The organism is Hymenobacter sp. (assembly GCF_035709525.1).
GTDB lineage: Bacteria > Bacteroidota > Bacteroidia > Cytophagales > Hymenobacteraceae > Hymenobacter.
The window spans coordinates 1-15704 of sequence record NZ_DASTEP010000190.1 but is presented as its reverse complement, the minus strand read 5'-3'; the positions used below and the strand labels follow the sequence as shown (position 1 = coordinate 15704).

17 protein-coding genes are annotated in these 15704 nt (G+C 60.0%); 10 read left to right on the top strand and 7 right to left on the bottom strand.

The window, feature by feature from the left end; all coding sequences use genetic code 11:
* Together VFO93_RS17025 and VFO93_RS17020 are read right to left on the bottom strand one after the other, a co-directional pair.
* Positions 1–318: response regulator transcription factor (locus VFO93_RS17025; RefSeq protein WP_325135577.1), on the bottom strand; the 318-nt coding region annotated here is incomplete at its 3' end.
* Positions 319–455: 137 nt separating this feature from the next.
* On the bottom strand, positions 456–3206 hold the full coding sequence (locus VFO93_RS17020) for a PAS domain S-box protein (RefSeq protein ID WP_325135576.1): 2751 nt from the start codon (positions 3204–3206) through the stop codon (positions 456–458).
* A gap of 320 nt (positions 3207–3526) precedes the next feature.
* Here VFO93_RS17020 and VFO93_RS17015 point away from each other — a divergent pair, with 320 nt between their 5' ends.
* Genes VFO93_RS17015 through VFO93_RS17005 form a run of 3 tightly spaced genes read left to right on the top strand, consistent with a single transcriptional unit; the run spans position 3527 to position 5145 of the window.
* Entirely contained in the window at positions 3527–4558 is a 1032-nt protein-coding gene (locus VFO93_RS17015; RefSeq protein WP_325135575.1) for a PDDEXK nuclease domain-containing protein, read from the top strand.
* A 51-nt stretch (positions 4559–4609) separates the two neighbouring features.
* Positions 4610–5011, top strand: a complete 402-nt coding sequence (locus tag VFO93_RS17010; RefSeq protein ID WP_325135574.1) for a Fic family protein — start codon at positions 4610–4612, stop codon at positions 5009–5011.
* A complete protein-coding gene (locus tag VFO93_RS17005) occupies positions 4996–5145 on the top strand; it encodes a hypothetical protein (RefSeq protein WP_325135573.1) in 150 nt (49 codons plus the stop codon). The genes VFO93_RS17010 and VFO93_RS17005 overlap by 16 nt, the downstream gene beginning before the upstream one ends.
* Here the strand turns inward: VFO93_RS17005 and VFO93_RS17000 are convergent, their stop codons facing one another.
* The 4 genes from VFO93_RS17000 to VFO93_RS16985 are packed head-to-tail and all read right to left on the bottom strand — an operon-like array spanning position 5146 to position 7893.
* Positions 5146–5820 carry a hypothetical protein gene (locus VFO93_RS17000; RefSeq protein ID WP_325135572.1) on the bottom strand — a complete coding sequence of 225 codons (675 nt, stop codon included), beginning with the start codon at positions 5818–5820 and terminating at the stop codon, positions 5146–5148. It abuts the gene before it with no gap.
* 13 nt (positions 5821–5833) lie between these two features.
* A complete protein-coding gene (locus VFO93_RS16995) occupies positions 5834–6496 on the bottom strand; it encodes a nucleotidyltransferase domain-containing protein (protein WP_325135571.1) in 663 nt (220 codons plus the stop codon).
* Between the two features lie 14 nt (positions 6497–6510).
* The gene (locus tag VFO93_RS16990) at positions 6511–7155 is read right to left on the bottom strand and encodes a DUF4145 domain-containing protein (RefSeq protein WP_325135570.1); all 645 of its coding nucleotides are present in this window, start codon (positions 7153–7155) and stop codon (positions 6511–6513) included.
* 39 nt (positions 7156–7194) lie between these two features.
* Entirely contained in the window at positions 7195–7893 is a 699-nt protein-coding gene (locus tag VFO93_RS16985; protein ID WP_325135569.1) for a hypothetical protein, read from the bottom strand.
* Positions 7894–7927: 34 nt separating this feature from the next.
* Here VFO93_RS16985 and VFO93_RS16980 point away from each other — a divergent pair, with 34 nt between their 5' ends.
* Positions 7928–8164 (top strand): hypothetical protein, encoded by a 237-nt coding sequence (locus VFO93_RS16980; RefSeq protein WP_325135568.1) that lies wholly within the window; start codon positions 7928–7930, stop codon positions 8162–8164.
* The gene (locus VFO93_RS16975) at positions 8151–9101 is read left to right on the top strand and encodes a hypothetical protein (protein ID WP_325135567.1); all 951 of its coding nucleotides are present in this window, start codon (positions 8151–8153) and stop codon (positions 9099–9101) included. The genes VFO93_RS16980 and VFO93_RS16975 overlap by 14 nt, the downstream gene beginning before the upstream one ends.
* Here the strand turns inward: VFO93_RS16975 and VFO93_RS16970 are convergent.
* A complete protein-coding gene (locus VFO93_RS16970) occupies positions 9098–9403 on the bottom strand; it encodes an N-6 DNA methylase (protein WP_325135566.1) in 306 nt (101 codons plus the stop codon). The genes VFO93_RS16975 and VFO93_RS16970 overlap by 4 nt on opposite strands.
* Before the next feature lie 424 nt (positions 9404–9827).
* Between VFO93_RS16970 and VFO93_RS16965 the strand changes: the two genes are divergently transcribed.
* The 5 genes from VFO93_RS16965 to VFO93_RS16945 are packed head-to-tail and all read left to right on the top strand — an operon-like array spanning position 9828 to position 15650.
* Positions 9828–10268, top strand: coding sequence for a response regulator (locus tag VFO93_RS16965; RefSeq protein ID WP_325135565.1), 441 nt, complete (start codon positions 9828–9830; stop codon positions 10266–10268).
* 50 nt (positions 10269–10318) lie between these two features.
* A complete protein-coding gene (locus VFO93_RS16960; protein WP_325135564.1) occupies positions 10319–11071 on the top strand; it encodes a polysaccharide biosynthesis/export family protein in 753 nt (250 codons plus the stop codon).
* A 10-nt stretch (positions 11072–11081) separates the two neighbouring features.
* Positions 11082–13232: a GumC family protein gene (locus VFO93_RS16955; protein ID WP_325135563.1), complete on the top strand. Its 2151-nt coding sequence runs from the start codon at positions 11082–11084 to the stop codon at positions 13230–13232.
* Complete coding sequence (locus VFO93_RS16950) at positions 13229–14491, top strand: hypothetical protein (RefSeq protein WP_325135562.1); 1263 nt, start codon at positions 13229–13231, stop codon at positions 14489–14491. The genes VFO93_RS16955 and VFO93_RS16950 overlap by 4 nt, the downstream gene beginning before the upstream one ends.
* 31 nt (positions 14492–14522) lie before the next feature.
* The gene (locus VFO93_RS16945; RefSeq protein WP_325135561.1) at positions 14523–15650 is read left to right on the top strand and encodes a glycosyltransferase family 4 protein; all 1128 of its coding nucleotides are present in this window, start codon (positions 14523–14525) and stop codon (positions 15648–15650) included.
* Positions 15651–15704: the final 54 nt, after the last annotated feature.

Below are 15704 nucleotides of genomic sequence, written 5' to 3'. Positions count from 1 at the left end.
GGCGTTTTTGAGCAGGTAGCCGTGCGCCCCGGCCGCCATGGCCTGCCCGATGCTGCGGGGCTGGTCGACCATCGAGAGCATGAGCACGCGCAGGTGCGGGTGCTCGGCGCGCAGGCGGCGGGCGGTGGCCACGCCGTCGAGCACGGGCATGTTCATGTCGAGCAGCACTACGTCGGTGGGCGTGGTGGGCAGCTGGTCGAGCAGCTCCTCGCCGTTGGCGGCCTCGCCCACCAGCTCGATGCCGGGCTCCTGGGCCAGCAGCGCGCGCAGGCCGGTGCGCAGCACGGTATGGTCGTCGACTACAAAAAGACGGGTCATGGCAAAAGCAGGCCCTGCCTGAAAACCAGGTAGGTAGGAAAAGGAAAAAGGAATAAGTGCAGGTAAAAAGGCGGCCCCGCCGCCCCGCGCCGGCCGCAGCCGGTGGCAAGGTAACGCACAGCAACTGCCCCCGGTTATTAGCTGGGCGGCAGCGGAATGCGCACCTGCACCTGCGTGCCCTGGCCCACGCCCGAGGTTAAATGCACGGTGCCGCCGAGCAGCGCCACGCGGTGGCGCAGCGTTTTGAGGCCGATGCCGCTGGTCGAGCGGCTGGGCTCGAAGCCCTGGCCGTCGTCTTCAGAGCGCAGCACCACCCAGCCGGGTAGGGTTTCGACCTCAAGGGCGGCGTGGCGGGCGCGGGCGTGCTTCACGATATTCTGGGCCAGCTCCTGGGCCAGGCGGTACACGGCCACTTGCAGGGGCTGGGGCAGGGGCGGCTCGTCGTCGTCGAGGTGCACCAGGCACTGCCAGTGCAGCTGCGGGCTGCTCAGGCCCCGGCAGATGTCGCGCAGCGCCACGGCCAGCCCAAACTCGGCCACGCTGCCCGGCGTGAGCTCGTGCGAGATGGTGCGGGTTTGCATAATGGCCTCCGACAGCAGGCGGTCGGCCTCGCGGCGGGCGGTGGCCAGCGCGGGCGAGGCTTCGCGTAGCGGCGTCATATTCAGCTGGTCGAGCTGCAATTTGGCCGCGTACAGCACCTGGCCCAGGCCGTTGTGCAGGGTTTCGGCCACGCGGCGGCGCTCTTCTTCCTGGGCCTCCAGTACGGCCGCGATGCGCTCTTGCTGCTGGTGCAGGCGCATGTGCAGGTTTTCGGCCTCCAGGCGCTTGAGCTCGCTGAGGTCCAGGTCGACGCCCAGCACCTGCGTGGGCTGGCCCTTCTCGTAGTACGTCACCACGGCCTTGATGCGGATGGTTTTGAGCCGCCCGCCCACCTGAATGCGCATGGTTTTCTCAAACCCGCTCGGCGCCCCCACCAGCTTTTGCAGCAGGCATTCCGCGATGGGCCGGTCGTCGGGCACCACGTAGTCGAGGTACACGCGCGGCGTCACGGGCGTGCCCAGCGGCAGCTCAAACAGCCGGTACAGCCCCTCCGACCACGCCAGCGCGCCAGTGGCCACGTCGTAGCGCCAACTGCCCAGCCCGGCCACTACCTCCACCTGCTCCAGTAGTTGAAGGGTAGTAGCGCGCTCCTGCTCGGCCTGCTTGCGGGCCGTGATGTCTTCGCTGCTCACCAGCACGCCATCGCCCAGGCGGGTGGCAATGCTGCGGTACCAGCCCGTGCGGTGGGCGTCGGAATACAGCAGCTCCAGGTCTTCCATCGCCCCGGTTTCGATAACGCGGCGGTAGGAGGGTAGAAAGCCCGCCCGCTCGGCCTCCGGAAACCGCGCCAGGTAGCGGCTGCCCGGTGCGGCCGCGTTGCCGGGCGAGGCGTCGGGCCGTTCATTAGAAAACAGGTATTCGAGGTCGATGATGTGGCCGCCGGCATTGCGCACGGCCTGGAAGGCGCTCAAAGCCACGGTTTGGGTTTTGGTAATGGCTTGCAGCAGGTGGTTGCTTTTTTGCAAGGCCCGGGTGCGCTCGGCCACTTGCCGCTCCAGCTGCCCATTGAAGGCCAGCAGCTGCTCTTCGAGCTGCTTGCGCTCGTGGATGTCGGTGGCGCTGCCCAGCCACTCCTTGATGCGCCCTTGCGGGTCGAGCACGGGCAGCGCCTGCACCATAAACCAGCGGTACACGCCCGCGTGGTCGCGAATGCGGTGCTCCTGGCGCAGCGGGTGCCCGGCCACCAGCGCCGCCCGAAAGTTGGCCGTAGTTTGCACCCGGTCGTCGGGGTGGATGGCGTCGAGCCAGCCGTCGCCCACGGCCTCGGGCAGCGACTGGCCGGTGTAGGCCGTCCAGCGCTGGTTGAGCCAGCTGGTGTGGCCCTGCGCGTCGTTGCGCCACAAAAACTCGGGCACCAGGTTGGCCACCGCCCTGAACAGCTCTTCCGACTCGCGCAGGGCGTCTTCGGCGCGGGCGCGGGCAAGGCGCGTGCCCAGGCGCAGAGCGGCTTCTTGCAGCAGCTCTATTTCCTCGGGGTGCCAGGCGCGGCTGGTGCCCGCCGTGGCCAGCAGCAGGTGCCGCCAGGTGCCTTCGCGGTGCACGGGAGCCACCACGTAGGCCCCGCCCAGGCTCATGCAGGCCCCGGCCGGCGGGGTAGGGGCGTCGGCCACGGCCACGGTTTCGCCCGCCCGCAGTGCCCGGATGGTGCCGGGCGGCAGGCACTGCGCCAGGTCGGCCTCGGGGGGCAGCGGCGGCACGTCGGGCTGGTGCCAGCCCCCGAGCACCTGCACCCGCGCGGTGGCATCGTCGAGGCCGATGAAGTAGCAGGTGGCCAGGCGCAGGTGCGCGCCCAGCCGGGCGGCCACGGCCGGCACCAGGGCCGCTACCTCGGGCAGGCCGTTGAGGTCGCTGGTGATGTCGGCCAGGCAGCGCAGGCTGCGCTCGCGGCGCTTGCGCTCGCTGATGTCGCTGAACAGCACCGCTACCTGGGGGCTGCCGGGCGGCCCAACGGGTGCGGCAAAGATGTCGTACCAGCTGCCGCCCGCCGTCGACTCCTGTTCGAAATGCACCGACTGCCCGCCGCGCACTACCGCGCTGTAGCTGCGTACCCAGGGCCCGGCGTAGGCGGCGTTCATTTCGCGCATAGTTTTGCCCACCGGGTTGCCCAGGCTGGTTTGCCGCTCGAAGGCCGGGTTAGCTTCCAGAAACAGGCAGTCGATGGCTTCGCCCTGGGCGTCGAACAAAATTTCGAGCCGGCAAAAGGCCTGCTCCATGCCTTGCAGCAGCGCCTGGTATTGGTCGGAGGCGGCGGGCGGCGAGGTCGGAAACTCAGCAGAAAAAGAGGACATGAGACGAGAGGTACTTGACGCCCTGCCCACTACCAGCGGTACGGCCGACTCAGGCGGGCGTCGCCTACGAAGTTAGGCAGCAGCCCGGCGCGGGCCGGGCCCCGGCAGCGGGCCAGGTAAAACAAAAACGCCCTGCCTGGCCGGGCAAAGCGTTTTTGACTGATTTAAAATCTGGCGGCTACTGCTTTTCGAAGTGCCGGCGCACTACCTCGCTGCTCGTGCCGATGAGATACATACTGCGGGGTGGGTTACTGAATTGCGCTTACTCAACGCTGCGAGTAGCGTAAGTTGCTGGCTCATTCTACCATCGCCCCACTACTATGCAGCCCACCCCCGCCGACTACTCCACCCTGCTGCTGGCCGTGAAGCAGCGCGTGCGCGAGGCCCAGTACCGCGCCTTGCAGCAAGTAAACCAGCAGCAAATGCAGCTGTACTGGGACCTGGGCCGCCTCATTGCCGAGCGCCAGCAGCAGCACGGCTGGGGCAAAAGCGTGGTCGAAACCCTGGCCCGCGACCTGCAAGCGGAGTTTGCGGGCATGGCCGGGTTTTCGTCCCGCAACCTATGGTACATGCAGGAGTTTTACTCGGCTTACAAAGACGATGCAATTCTGCAACCATTGGTTGCAGAAATTAACTGGACGCATAACCTGCTGATTTTAACCAAGTGCAAGTCCGCCGCTGAGCGGCTTTATTACCTGACGCAAACCCGCGCCAACAACTGGACCAAGGCCGTGCTGGAGCAGCAAATCCGCGCCCGCGCCTATGACCACACCGTGCTGGCCCAGCACAATTTTGCCCAGGCCCTGGCGCCCGCCCAACTGCCCGCCGCCACCCTGGCCCTGCGCGACGAGTACGCGTTTGGCTTTCTGGGGCTGGCGGCCGAGCACGCCGAGCACGAGCTGGAGCAGGCGCTGCTCGGCAACGTGCGCCGCTTTCTGGTGGAGATGGGCGGCGACTTCGCCTTCGTCGGCAACCAGTACCGGCTGGAGCTGGCGGGGCAGGAGTATTTCATCGACCTGCTGCTGTTTCACCGCGGCCTACAGTGCCTGGTGGCCCTGGAGCTGAAAGTAACCGAGTTTAAGCCCGAGTACGCGGGCAAGCTGAATTTTTACCTCTCGCTGCTCAACGAGCAGGTGCGCAAGCCCCACGAGCAGCCCAGCATCGGCATTATTATCTGCCAGAGCAAGCAGCGCACGGTAGTGGAGTTTGCCCTGCGCGACATCGGTAAGCCCATCGGCGTGGCCACCTACACCCTCACCGACACGCTGCCCGCCGAGCTGCGCCCCTTCTTCCCTAGCAACGAGGAGCTGGTGCGCCGCCTCGATGCCGTAGCGGCGGCGTTGCGGGGGTAGGGGAGGGCTGGCGTGGGTTAGCGTATCTCTGAGCTAAGAAGTGTATAGAAAATGGCTGTATTGCACCTGCAATTTGAAAGCATCCACCCGTTTTATGATGGCAATGGCCGCACCGGTCGCATTCTCACTATTCTATACCTGGTGCTGAAGGGCTTGCTCGATATTCCGGTGCTTTATCTGAGCCGCTTTATCATCCGCAATAAGGCCGACTACTACCAGCACCTGCAAGCCGTGCGCGACACCGGCAACTGGGAGCCGTGGCTGCTCTACCTGCTCACGGGCGTAGAGCAAACGGCTCGTGAAAGCATCGTGCTCATCAGCGAAATGCGCCAACTGATGCAGCAAACGAAGCAACTGCTGCGAGGCTACAAGTTTTACAGCCAGGACTTGCTCAACAACCTGTTTCGCCACCCCTACACCACACCCGCATCGAGTTTTTGCAAGCCGAGTTGAAGGTGAGCCGCCCCACGGCCGCCTCCTACCTCAACCAACTGGCCGCCGATGGCTTGCTGGTGAAGCACCGCCTCGTAACGGCCAACTATTACGTCAACCAGCCACTGTTTGAGCTGCTGGCGCGGCTGGGGTAGCTAAGTAGCTAATTCTTCCTTTGCTATTTCCCAGCTTATGGGGTCTTTATCGTATATGTAAAAAATACTGTTATCTGTCTCATCTTCTTCATTAATGCTGATGGATTCAAAAATTCCATCTTGCATTTCCGATAAATAATTTTCGCCGTCGGTATAGAGGAATTCGGCTAGCTCACCTACCAGCGCCTCTAAATCGAATACTTCGGCAGCCGCAACTAATGCGGCCGGGTAGAGGCCAATATCATCTAATGCTTCGACAGTTTCCCAAAAGGTGGCTGGGCCTTCTTTGACAGTTTGATAGACAGCTAACACATACTGCAATTCAACCAGCGCCTGGGCGCGAGGTAGCTCCATCGCATCTAAGAAGCGAGGGTAAAATGCTGGTCGCACGTAAGCATCCTCAAACAGCTCATTAGCCCACGCGGCCGGAATGTGCATGGCCTCGTCCTTACTGGTCAGCATGAGGCGAGCTTGTTCATTTATGTCGTGGGCATTATCGACGCGATACACGTTGTCGCCGTGCTTAACCAGTGCCGGGCCATCAGGCCAATTCTCCAGTAATTCATAGTCGGAAGGTGCCCAGCCAAAATGCTGCCGCACGGCTTCGTGGTAGTGGCTGAGCGGAATAGGATGAGTGCGCTTGGGCGCATTGGGCTGCTTTTTTGACCTAGGCATGAGCTGAGTGAAGTTAGATAGGTATCGGAAATACTTGGCGGGTTTCGGTTAGGGTCAGCACTTCATCATCAGTGGTGTGCAGGCTTATATAGCGTGAGCGGTTGCGCAGAAAGGTTTTGACCATATTGTAGGGGTACATCAACTCATCCATAAAGCCAGAGAATGAGCGTCCTGCTGCATAAGCCTTTGCTACCAACGCATCGCTAGCGGCTCGCCGCTGGTCGCCGTTAGCAAATTTGCTGGTTAGCTCTACCGCTACGTCTAGGTCATTCAGTTCAGCTACTTCCGGCCGTAGGAAGGAGCCAAATACTACTACCTTATCCACCTTGTATAAGAAATCGGCGCTGGCGTTTACCTCCCGCACCCGGTCCAGAAACTCGGCTAATAGCTTCTCGGCTTTCGCTCGCTGCATGGCGGGCACGGCGCGGGCCAGGGCCAGCGTGCGGCCCGCGGGCGTTAATTCAAACCACCGTCCTTTTTCTTCGGGAAAGTCGGAGGGCATCAATTCCAGGTAGCCTAGCTGCACCAGCTCTTTGAGTAGCTTAGCTGCTCTTGGAGTTGATATTTTTAATTTGTCCTCTATGTTCTCACGACAAAGCGTACTGCGCCATTTAAACAAGTCACGAATTTGCAGAATGGGGTAGCCAGCAATTGGCTGGCAAGTATTGATTTTCATAGCTGTACGAAAGATTAGGTAGTACTTGTGGCTTGGGCGGAAGCCCGGCCTCTCGCTACTTGCGCAGGCAGTACAAACAAGAACTGTCCTAACGCCTGCGCAAACTCAATGCTGCGCTGGGCGTCGGCGGTGGTAGGCAGGGTAGCGGCCTCGTCGGCGTGACGCTGGTCGTTGGCATCGAGCCGTACCTCGTGCGCCCACTCCTTCATGCCTTCTGTAATGAGGTGGTCGGCAGCGGCTTTATTAATGCGAGTGTAGAGGCTGCCACTAGTGTAGCTCTTCGCTTTCAGCATGGCATCAACGGCGCTGGCGCATAACATGACCGAGCCAGCCGGTGCGTGTAAACTATTGATAGCTTGGGTCAGGTACTCTTTGGCTGTGGGCGGAAGGGCTTCGTCTACCTGTATGGGGGCAGGATAAATTTCGGAAACATCATCAATTGACCCATTGCTGTAGAGCGTTGCTGCCGCAGTAACCGCGCCACCACAGCGTGAGCAAGTGTATACCTTCCACAAGCGCTTATTCTGCCCCAAATGGTCTGTTGTGGTAAGACCTGCTGCTCCTTGATTGCCAACTAAAAAATTAGCGCTGCTCAGGTTCGGATGGTCAATTCGGCAGTGCGGGCACCGGGCCAATTCAAGATGTTGAGTTAAGAGCATCTGTACGGTTTGTATTTATTCTCCTCTTATCAGGCCCGTCTATTCTCCGGCGTGGGGTGGCAATCCTTTGTAGCGGCTATTATAAACTTCCTGCACCTGTGCCGAAAAGGCTTCTAGTCGCAATGGTGAATCCAGCTTTGGGGCCTCTTGGCTTATTTCTCCCGTAGCGGGGTCCCAGATAACTAAAGCTGCCGCCTCGGCCCGGTGAAAGGAGTCGTTTACGTTGCGGCGGCCGGTCAGGCGCTCTAGTGTCTGAACCAGTGCCGATAGTCGGGCCGGGCTGATGCACGGGGCCGGAATAATGACCATAAATCCAACTACTGCGTGCGGAAAGCGTGTGTGTACCGTTGTAGCTTCCGTGGCCAGGTCATTCACCATATTCTGCCAGTTTTTGCCTACACTTTTGGCGTCATTCAGCGTTTTGGAGTCGAAGGCGAAGCGGATGCCATCGGGGCGGTAGCCCACATCGAAGTTTTGGGGGCGCACGCCACCGATGACGCGCACCGGGCCTACCTCCATGCAGTCGGACTGAGCGGGCTTGAGCGCCGTAGAACTGGGCGCGTAGTCAATCGGGATGCCGCCCAGCATCACGGCCAGCGCCCGGCCAACTGTAACATCGAAAAGGCGGCCTAGGTCACTAGAGGAAAACGGGGAGGTACGGCCTAAGCTACCTCCTTTGGCTGTCCAAGCCGCTCCAAAATCAACTAGTTGTTCCGGCGCAATTGTCAGCGCGGGCATAGGTTGAAGAATAGCCTACCAGATACTGCTTACTTTGCGTGTTATTGTAGTAGATGAGCCACGACCGCATCACATGAAGCAAATGACTATCCCAGTAGAATCCGCTGAGCATCTTCGCCTAGCTATAGCAGAATATGATTTGCTAGAAGCGGCGCTACCGGAAGACAGCCTTTGGTCAACCGAAGACTATGCTGAATTACAGCAAATATATGCTAAGCTGGTTCGTATTGTACGCCCATTCTCAACCAATATTTCTAATGAAATTGCTTAGTGCGAAAGCGAAGAAGCTATTACAGCCATTACGTAAAACTGAGGCGGAACTGAGTCGTTTCTTGGCGGAGCACTGGGTCATGCTCTTTCCTAGCTATACTTTTATTACCCGCGAGTTCAAATTAGATGGGCAAGTACGCAGTAGAGGTACAGCCGGAAGAGTCGATATTCTGGCTTACAACCCCTCCACAAAGCGGTTTGTAGTTATAGAACTCAAAAAAGACAGGGATAAAAATATTAATGACCAAGCGAGTGATTATCGCGAATTTATCGAAGATAATTTCGCTACGATTTACTTGCTTGCCTTAGAACAGCACGAAGTAGTTCTTCCCAAGTCTACATTGATATCTAAGGATGTAGAGGTTATTTTGATAGCGCAGGCTTTTAGTCAGCCAGATATAGAGCGTGCTCGCAAGAAAAAGGAGGTAATTACACTTATCCGCTACGGGTGGTACGAGGAAGGTTATTTTCTGCTAGATTTCCTGAATAATGACCCTGATGATGGGATTGAGAAGGAGAATAGTGAGAAAATACATAAAATCAAAAATGTAATTGATGGTAAACCTGTAACTACTGAAGTGGATTTGTATTTTGGGGTGCTTCATGAAAGCAGCCGTCTGTATAATATATTCTATAATTTCTTAGCAAGGTATGGATTGCCAGAGGTGCTAGTACAAAGCTCTAAGATAAAGCTATCAACTCCTAATGGTCTGACCTTCTCTATAATTGCAAATACGGGTAAAGGAGGGTATAAGGCATTTTTGCAAATTAATACTGACTTAGATTTCACTAATAGTATTAATTTCACAACGGTTGACCGAATACGGCCAGGTCAAAAAAAGAAAGGTAGTGTGGGTAATGAGCGCTACGAGGTATTTATTCAAAATGAAAATCAATTACCTGCTTTTATTGCTGCAATCGAAAACAAAGTAGGTTAATCTATTTTTATGAAAGGCAAGAAGTAGCCCTGTGCTAACCACTGACGAGCTACGCGAGCCTCAGATTCAAATAATTCAGTAGCGCGTAACTGCTGACCAACTGCCCGCGAAGTTGCTCCGAGTTCTAGTAGTTTGGTAGCTGCGGCCACTGCTAGCTCGCCGTCGCCACAGCTTGGTTCCAGCACAGTATCAGTAGGACGCTGGATTACCCAATCGGCCAAAAATTTTGCGATGGCAGGCGGGGTATAGTACCCGCCGCGCAGCTTGGGCGTCAGGGTTTCCTCAATAAGTTCAGTAAGCATCAGAGCAGGATAACTAAATTGGTTGGCAGTGCTAGCTACTAAGGTACTTCGCCAACCTTGAAAAGTGCCTCTCGTTGGGTAGCACACGAAGCACAAAAGCCCCGGCCGCCACCCTGGCAGCCGGGGCTTCTTGTTGCGCCGGGGGCGGCTGTGCTGCCGCCACCTGCCCCAGGTAGGTTGGCCTGGGGCAGGTAGTGGTTTGGGGGCGGACTCTGCGGGTAGAAAAAGAGGTTTTTCGGGCCCCAAAAGTGGCGCGGCCGGCCGCCAGAAAGCCTCAGCCGTAGGCTCTACTTTTCAGACTCAATTCTGGAAAATAGAATGCGGGCTTTTGTGGATGTGGTATAAAGTGCTTGATATCAAGAATTTATAAAAAAATGTCTTCCTGGCACCGCGTTGGCCTATGCCGGGCCAAACGTATCACGCCATGCTCGCCAAACCTTCCAAAATTTTCCTGGTCGATGACGACCACTTCTGCCGCCAGCTGATGGAACACTCCATTCGGGGGCTGGGCTTCGACAACATTCAGACCTTCGACAACGGCGCTTCGTGCCTCGACGCCCTCATCGAGGAGCCGGACATCATTTTTCTGGACCAGATGATGGGCAGCGTGTCGGGCACCGATGCGCTCAAGGCCATCAAGCGCTTCAACCCCGACATCTACGTGGTGCTCGTGAGCGGGCAGCAGCAGGTGCAGGTAGCCGTCGATTCGCTCAAATTCGGGGCCTTCGACTATGTGGTGAAAGACGAGCAGCTCACCGACCGCCTGGCCGCCGTGCTCGCCAAGGTAGAGCAGGTGCAGGAGCTACTGGCCAGCCGCCAGAAAGTAAAGGCTAAATCGAAGTTTTTATCGCTGTTTTCGCTATAGGTTAAGTAATTAACTGGGGTTGGGCGTGCGGGTGCTATCTATTTATGTACATGAAAAAATTACTATTATCGTCGGGGCTGTTGCGCTTGGCCACCGTGCTGGTGCTGGGCCTGCTGAGTAGCTGCACCCAGAACCTGTTTGTCACCAAGCAGCCGCTGCCGCCGGCGGCGGCCCTGTCGGTGGGGGCCGACTACCAGTACCGCCTGCGCAAGGATGATAAGGTCACCATCAGCGTGTTCGACCACGAAGAGCTGAGCGTGGGCTCCATCTACGGGCACTACCCCGTGAGCGAAAACGAGGGCAAGTGGGAGCTGGTCGATGCCTTCGGCAACCTCAACGTGCCCAAGGTGGGCAACTACCACGTGGAGGGCCTCACCATCGCGGAAGCCGAAGCGCAGCTGGAAAAAGTCCTAAGCAAGTGGATAGTAAATCCGCAGCTGGTTATCAAGGTGCTGAACCTGGAAACTACCGTGCTCGGCGAAGTGAACGCCCCCGGCAAGCAGCGCCTCGAAAAGGAGCGCAACACGCTGGTAGAGGTGCTGGGCAAGGCCGGCGACTTTGGCGTGTATGCCGACAAGCGCCACGTGAAAGTAATGCGCCAGGATGCTAAAGGCTTGCTGGCCACGGAAGTAAACCTCACGAAAATGACGGGCTTCGAGCGCGACAACCTGGTGATACTGCCCGGCGACGTGGTGTACGTGCCCAGCAAAAACGGCAAGCAGTTCGACCGCAAGTCACCCACCATCCTGGGCATCTCGTCCATTATCAGCACGTTCTTTATCGTATTTCGCTTCCTTCAATAACTAGCTAGTCATGAGTGAGTTTAAGCAAAATATGCGTGCCCTGCGCCCACTATGGACCGGCCTACCCATCATTGCGGTATGCACGGGCCTGGGTTTGACGGCCGCCTGGCAATACCTGCGCTACGCCACGCCGATGTACGAAAGCACGGCTAAAATCAAGCTGGCCGACGTGAATGAGGGCGTGCTCAACACGACGCTGCTCAAGAACCTAGACGCGTTTTCGGGCGACAACCGCACTAGCGCCGAAGTAGAGCTGGTGCGCTCGTCGCTGCTGATGGGCCGCGCCCTCGACCGCCTCGACTTTGACCTCAGCGCCTACCGAGTGGGCAAGGTGCGCACTACCGAAATGTACCGCGCCAGCCCCTTCACGGCCGAAATGAAAGTGGCCAATCCCAAGTGGACCGAGCAGCCCTTTGACTTGCGCATCGACGCTGCCGGCACCGTGCAGGTAACTGCACCTTCGGGCGAGATGACCCAAGGCCAGGTAGGCCAGGTGCTGCGCCTGAGCGGGGCCGAACTGCGCATTGGCCGCAATGACTCGCTGCTGAAAGCGCGCCCCGATATTTCGCTGGCCGACCACTACCAGCTGGTGCAGCACGACCGCGCCCGGCTGCTCGAAGATATTGCCAGCCACCTCGACGTAATCAGCACCGACCGCAACGTGCCGGTGCTGCGCATCAGTTACCAGAGTGCGGTGCCGCAGAAGGCGTCGGACCTGGTGAATGCGCTGTCGGAGGTGTACCTAGATGATTACCTGGCGATAAAGTACAAGGTGGTTAACTCCGCCGCCGAAACCATTGGTGCGCAGATAAAGGACGTGCGCCGCACGCTGGCGCACTCTGAAGACACGGTGGAGCAGTACCGTGACATGAAGCGCATCGTCAACATCAAGCAGGAAACCGACACCGACCTGCACAAGGTATCGGAGCTGAAGATGCAGCGCGCCAACCTGCAAATGAGCCTGGCCGCCGCCAACGACCTCTACCGCTACATGACCGATGGCAAGAAGAGCGCCCTGGAGCTGGCCCCCAACTTCGAGGCGTTCAACGACATGCTTTCGACGGACATCGTTAAGAAAATCAAGGACCTGCAAGCCGAGAAGCACGACCTGCTACTACGCTTCACGCCCGAAGATGAGAAGGTAAAGACGGTGGACATGAAGCTGGCCGACCTCAACGGCTACCTGCTCGAAAGCATTCGCAACACGCGCACCAACCTCACTATCAAGAGCCACGAGCTCGACCGCGCCATCGCGCAGGCGCAGGGTGCCTTTGTGGGCCTGCCCACCCGCGAGAAGAACCTGACCATCCTGCAACGCGACTTTCAGCTCAACGAGAAGCTGTATACCTTCCTGCGGGAGAAGGCTACTGAGGCCGAAATTGCCAAGGCTACGCCTACCTCGTACCACCGCATCATCGCGGCCGGCCTGGTGCCGACCGAGCCCACCTCGCCGCACCGCACGTTTGTACTGGTGCTGTCGGGCTTCCTAGGTATGCTGGTGGGCACGCTGCTGGTGTATCTGCTGTCCATCGTGCGCTCGACGCCCGGCGATGCCGACGGCGTGCAGAAAGAAACGCGCACCCCGCTGGCGGCCATCATTCCGCACCTAGGGCGCGGGCTGGCCGGCCGGTTGGCCTTCTTCACGCAACTAGCTACCCGATTGGCCCTCAAAGGGATGTTGGCGCCCGGCACTAAGCTAGTAGTGAATGCTTTCACGGAGAAAGAAGGCCAAGCATTCTTTTTTGAGCACCTGCGCCAGGCATTGGTAGCCAAGGGTCTGAAGCTGCGCGCCATCACCTTGCGCGACGCTTCCTCGCCCAATCCTGAGGCCCAGCCCGACGAGATTTTGCTAGTGCAAAACCTACCCCTGAACCAAGACAGCCACGCGCTGGCCGTGATGAGCGGAGCCACCGTGAACCTGGTCGTAATAGACGGCCGCGCCACGCCCACTAGCCGCCTGGCCGAGCTCGACTTGCTCATTCAGGAGTTTGCCCTGCCCAACGTGCAGCTCTGCCTCAACCGCGATGGCTATGCCCCTGGCCCGCTGCGCGTGCTGGCCATGCGCCTGGGCCGCTTGTTCTCGACGCGCCGCGCTACCCGCCCGGCCACCGAGCCAGTGGCCATGCCCCTAGGTGGCCTCGACCTCGACTTGCAGTCGTGAGCCAAGCGTTAGCCTTACCGCCCTGGGCACTACGCCTAGGGCGGCTTTCGGTGGCCCCGCGCTACTGGGTGGTGGCAGGCCAAGCCATAGTGAGCGCCACTAATTTCCTCACTAATATCTTCATCGCCAAGCTGTGCGGGCTGGCTACCTTCGGCGAGTACAGCGCCTGGCAACTGGTGCTGCTACTAGCGCTGGCCTTGCAGGGCGCCGTGATTACGCAGCCCATGCAAGTGGTGCTGGGCACGCTGGCGGCACGGCACCGGGTAGCCTACGGGCAGTTGGTGCTGGGCTTACAAGTAGCGTTTAGTGGGCTAGCGGTGGCGGCCACCGCCCTAGGTGCCGGTTTGCTGCCGCAGGCGGCCACGGTACTGCCGGCCTTCGTGGTGCTGCTGACCGCCGCTGGTGGCCAAGACACCCTGCGCAAGCTACTGTTGGCCGAGGGCAAGGTGCAAGCCGCCCTGGCAAGCGACGTGCTATCGGCGGGTGGGCAGCTACTGGTGCTGGTGGTGCTGGCACTGCGCCCCACGCCGGCCACGCTGGCCGAGGTAGTGTGGGCCGTGGGCCTCACCACCGTGCCGGCGCTGCTGGTAGGCGGTAAGGCCCTAGGTCAGTGGCCTATGCTTAGCCTGAGTAGCTTGCGGCGCTTTGGGCGGCGGCACTGGCGGCAGGCCCGCTGGCTGGTGCCTACCGCCTTGCTCCAGTGGGGCTCGGCCAACGTGCTGCTGGTGTTTGCGGGTTGGGTAGGTTCGCCGGCTATGCTGGGCGTGCTGCGCCTGGCTCAAACGGCAATGGGCGTGTTCAACCTAGGCTTGCAAGCTGTGGAAAACTACGCCCTGCCGCGCCTCAGTCAGAGCTTCTACAACGCCCCGGCCCAGTTCGCCGCGCAGCGCGCGACCCTCACCAAAAAAATGCTGTTTGCAGCCGGCCCGCTACTGGCGCTGCTGGCCCTGGCAGCTGGCCCGCTAGTGGCGCGCTTCGGCCCCGCCGGCGGGGCGCAATACGCTGACCTACTACGCTGGTGCTGCGTGCTCTACGTAGTGATATTACTCGTGTACCCGCTGCGCCTGACGGTGCGCCTGCTGGCCGACTCGCGGCACTACTTCGGAGGCTACGTGCTCAGCATCGGGGCCTCGCTGGCGAGCGTGCGTTGGCTTACGGCGCATTACCAAGCCAGCGGCGTGGTACTGGGCTGGCTACTAGCACAGCTGGTGCTAGGCGGCTACTGGCTGTGGGCCGTGCGACGAGCGCACACGGCATAACTCTCTGTAAAACATTATAACTACTATTCCAGTGAAAATTATCCACCTAATCCTCGGCAAGGCTAACCCTGACCGCATGAACGGCGTGAACAAAGTGGTGCACGCACTAGCCACTCAGCAGCACCGGGCTGGGGCCGACGTGGCGGTGTGGGGCATCACGGGCGACCTGAGCGACAACTACCCGGCCCGCGAATTTGCCACCCGGCTATTTCTGGCCCAGCGCAACCCCTTCAGCCTAGCCGCTGAGTTGCGGCAGGCGCTGCGCGAGCAGGCGGGCACGCCCACGGTGGTGCATTTGCACGGGGCGTTCATTCCGGTGTACTTCTCAGCGGCGCGGCTGCTTAGCGCGCTGGCTATTCCGTTTGTGCTCACGCCGCACGGCAGCTATAGCCCGGCCGCTATGCGCAAAAGCGGCTTCACGAAGCAGATTTACGGGCGGGTGTTTGAAAACTACCTGCTGCGCCGGGCGGCACGAGTGCACTGCCTAGGCCAGAGCGAGATAACTGGCGTGCATCGTCTTAACGCTGAGCTGCCCACCGCGCTGCTACCCTACGGCTTCGAGCCGCCGCTGCCGGTGGCCGCTGCTACGCCAGCCGCGCCGGGTCGCTTCCGGGTGGGTTTCTGCGGCCGGCTCGACGACCACCACAAAGGGTTGGAATGCCTACTACTGGGCTTCGCCCAATTTGCCAACCTAGTGCCTGAGGCCGAGCTGTGGGTAATTGGCGATGGCCCCGACCGCGAGCGCGTGGCGCAGTGGGCCGCCGCCGCCCCGGTAGGCGCAGTGCAGCTGCTCGGCAGCCGCTACGGCGACGAGAAAATCAGCCTGCTCGGCCAGCTCGACGTGTTTGCCCACACTTCGCACTACGAGGGCCTGCCCACCGCCGTGCTCGAAACCGTGGCCCTGGGAGTGCCCTGCGTGGTAACCGAAGCCACGAACCTTGGCAGCTACGTCCGCGAGTTCGGCTGCGGCGAGGTGCTGCCTACTGCCGACCCCGCACTGTTTGCCGACGCGCTGCACCGGCTGCATGCCCGCTGGCAGGCCGCTGGCGGTGTGCCCGAGCTGGCCCCGCAGTGCCGCCAGATGGTGGGCACCGCCTTTCACTGGCCTACGCTGCTGCCAGCTTATGAGCAGATGTACCAGCAGGCGCTGGTGGCCTGAGTGACCCCACCCCCGGCCCCTCCCCTCCGGGAGAGGGGAGCCTATCGTTGAGTT

Bases quoted from the DNA above. Each gene is read 5' to 3' on its own strand.
- VFO93_RS16970 (WP_325135566.1), bottom strand. From the start codon at position 9,403: ATGCTTACTGAACTTATTGAGGAAACCCTGACGCCCAAGCTGCGCGGC.
- VFO93_RS17010 (WP_325135574.1), top strand. From the start codon at position 4,610: ATGGCTGTATTGCACCTGCAATTTGAAAGCATCCACCCGTTTTATGAT.
- VFO93_RS16975 (WP_325135567.1), top strand. From the start codon at position 8,151: ATGAAATTGCTTAGTGCGAAAGCGAAGAAGCTATTACAGCCATTACGT.
- VFO93_RS16985 (WP_325135569.1), bottom strand. From the start codon at position 7,893: ATGCCCGCGCTGACAATTGCGCCGGAACAACTAGTTGATTTTGGAGCG.
- VFO93_RS17000 (WP_325135572.1), bottom strand. From the start codon at position 5,820: ATGCCTAGGTCAAAAAAGCAGCCCAATGCGCCCAAGCGCACTCATCCT.
- VFO93_RS16965 (WP_325135565.1), top strand. From the start codon at position 9,828: ATGCTCGCCAAACCTTCCAAAATTTTCCTGGTCGATGACGACCACTTC.
- VFO93_RS16990 (WP_325135570.1), bottom strand. From the start codon at position 7,155: ATGCTCTTAACTCAACATCTTGAATTGGCCCGGTGCCCGCACTGCCGA.
- VFO93_RS17020 (WP_325135576.1), bottom strand. From the start codon at position 3,206: ATGTCCTCTTTTTCTGCTGAGTTTCCGACCTCGCCGCCCGCCGCCTCC.
- VFO93_RS16955 (WP_325135563.1), top strand. From the start codon at position 11,082: ATGAGTGAGTTTAAGCAAAATATGCGTGCCCTGCGCCCACTATGGACC.
- VFO93_RS16960 (WP_325135564.1), top strand. From the start codon at position 10,319: ATGAAAAAATTACTATTATCGTCGGGGCTGTTGCGCTTGGCCACCGTG.
- VFO93_RS17015 (WP_325135575.1), top strand. From the start codon at position 3,527: ATGCAGCCCACCCCCGCCGACTACTCCACCCTGCTGCTGGCCGTGAAG.
- VFO93_RS16995 (WP_325135571.1), bottom strand. From the start codon at position 6,496: ATGAAAATCAATACTTGCCAGCCAATTGCTGGCTACCCCATTCTGCAA.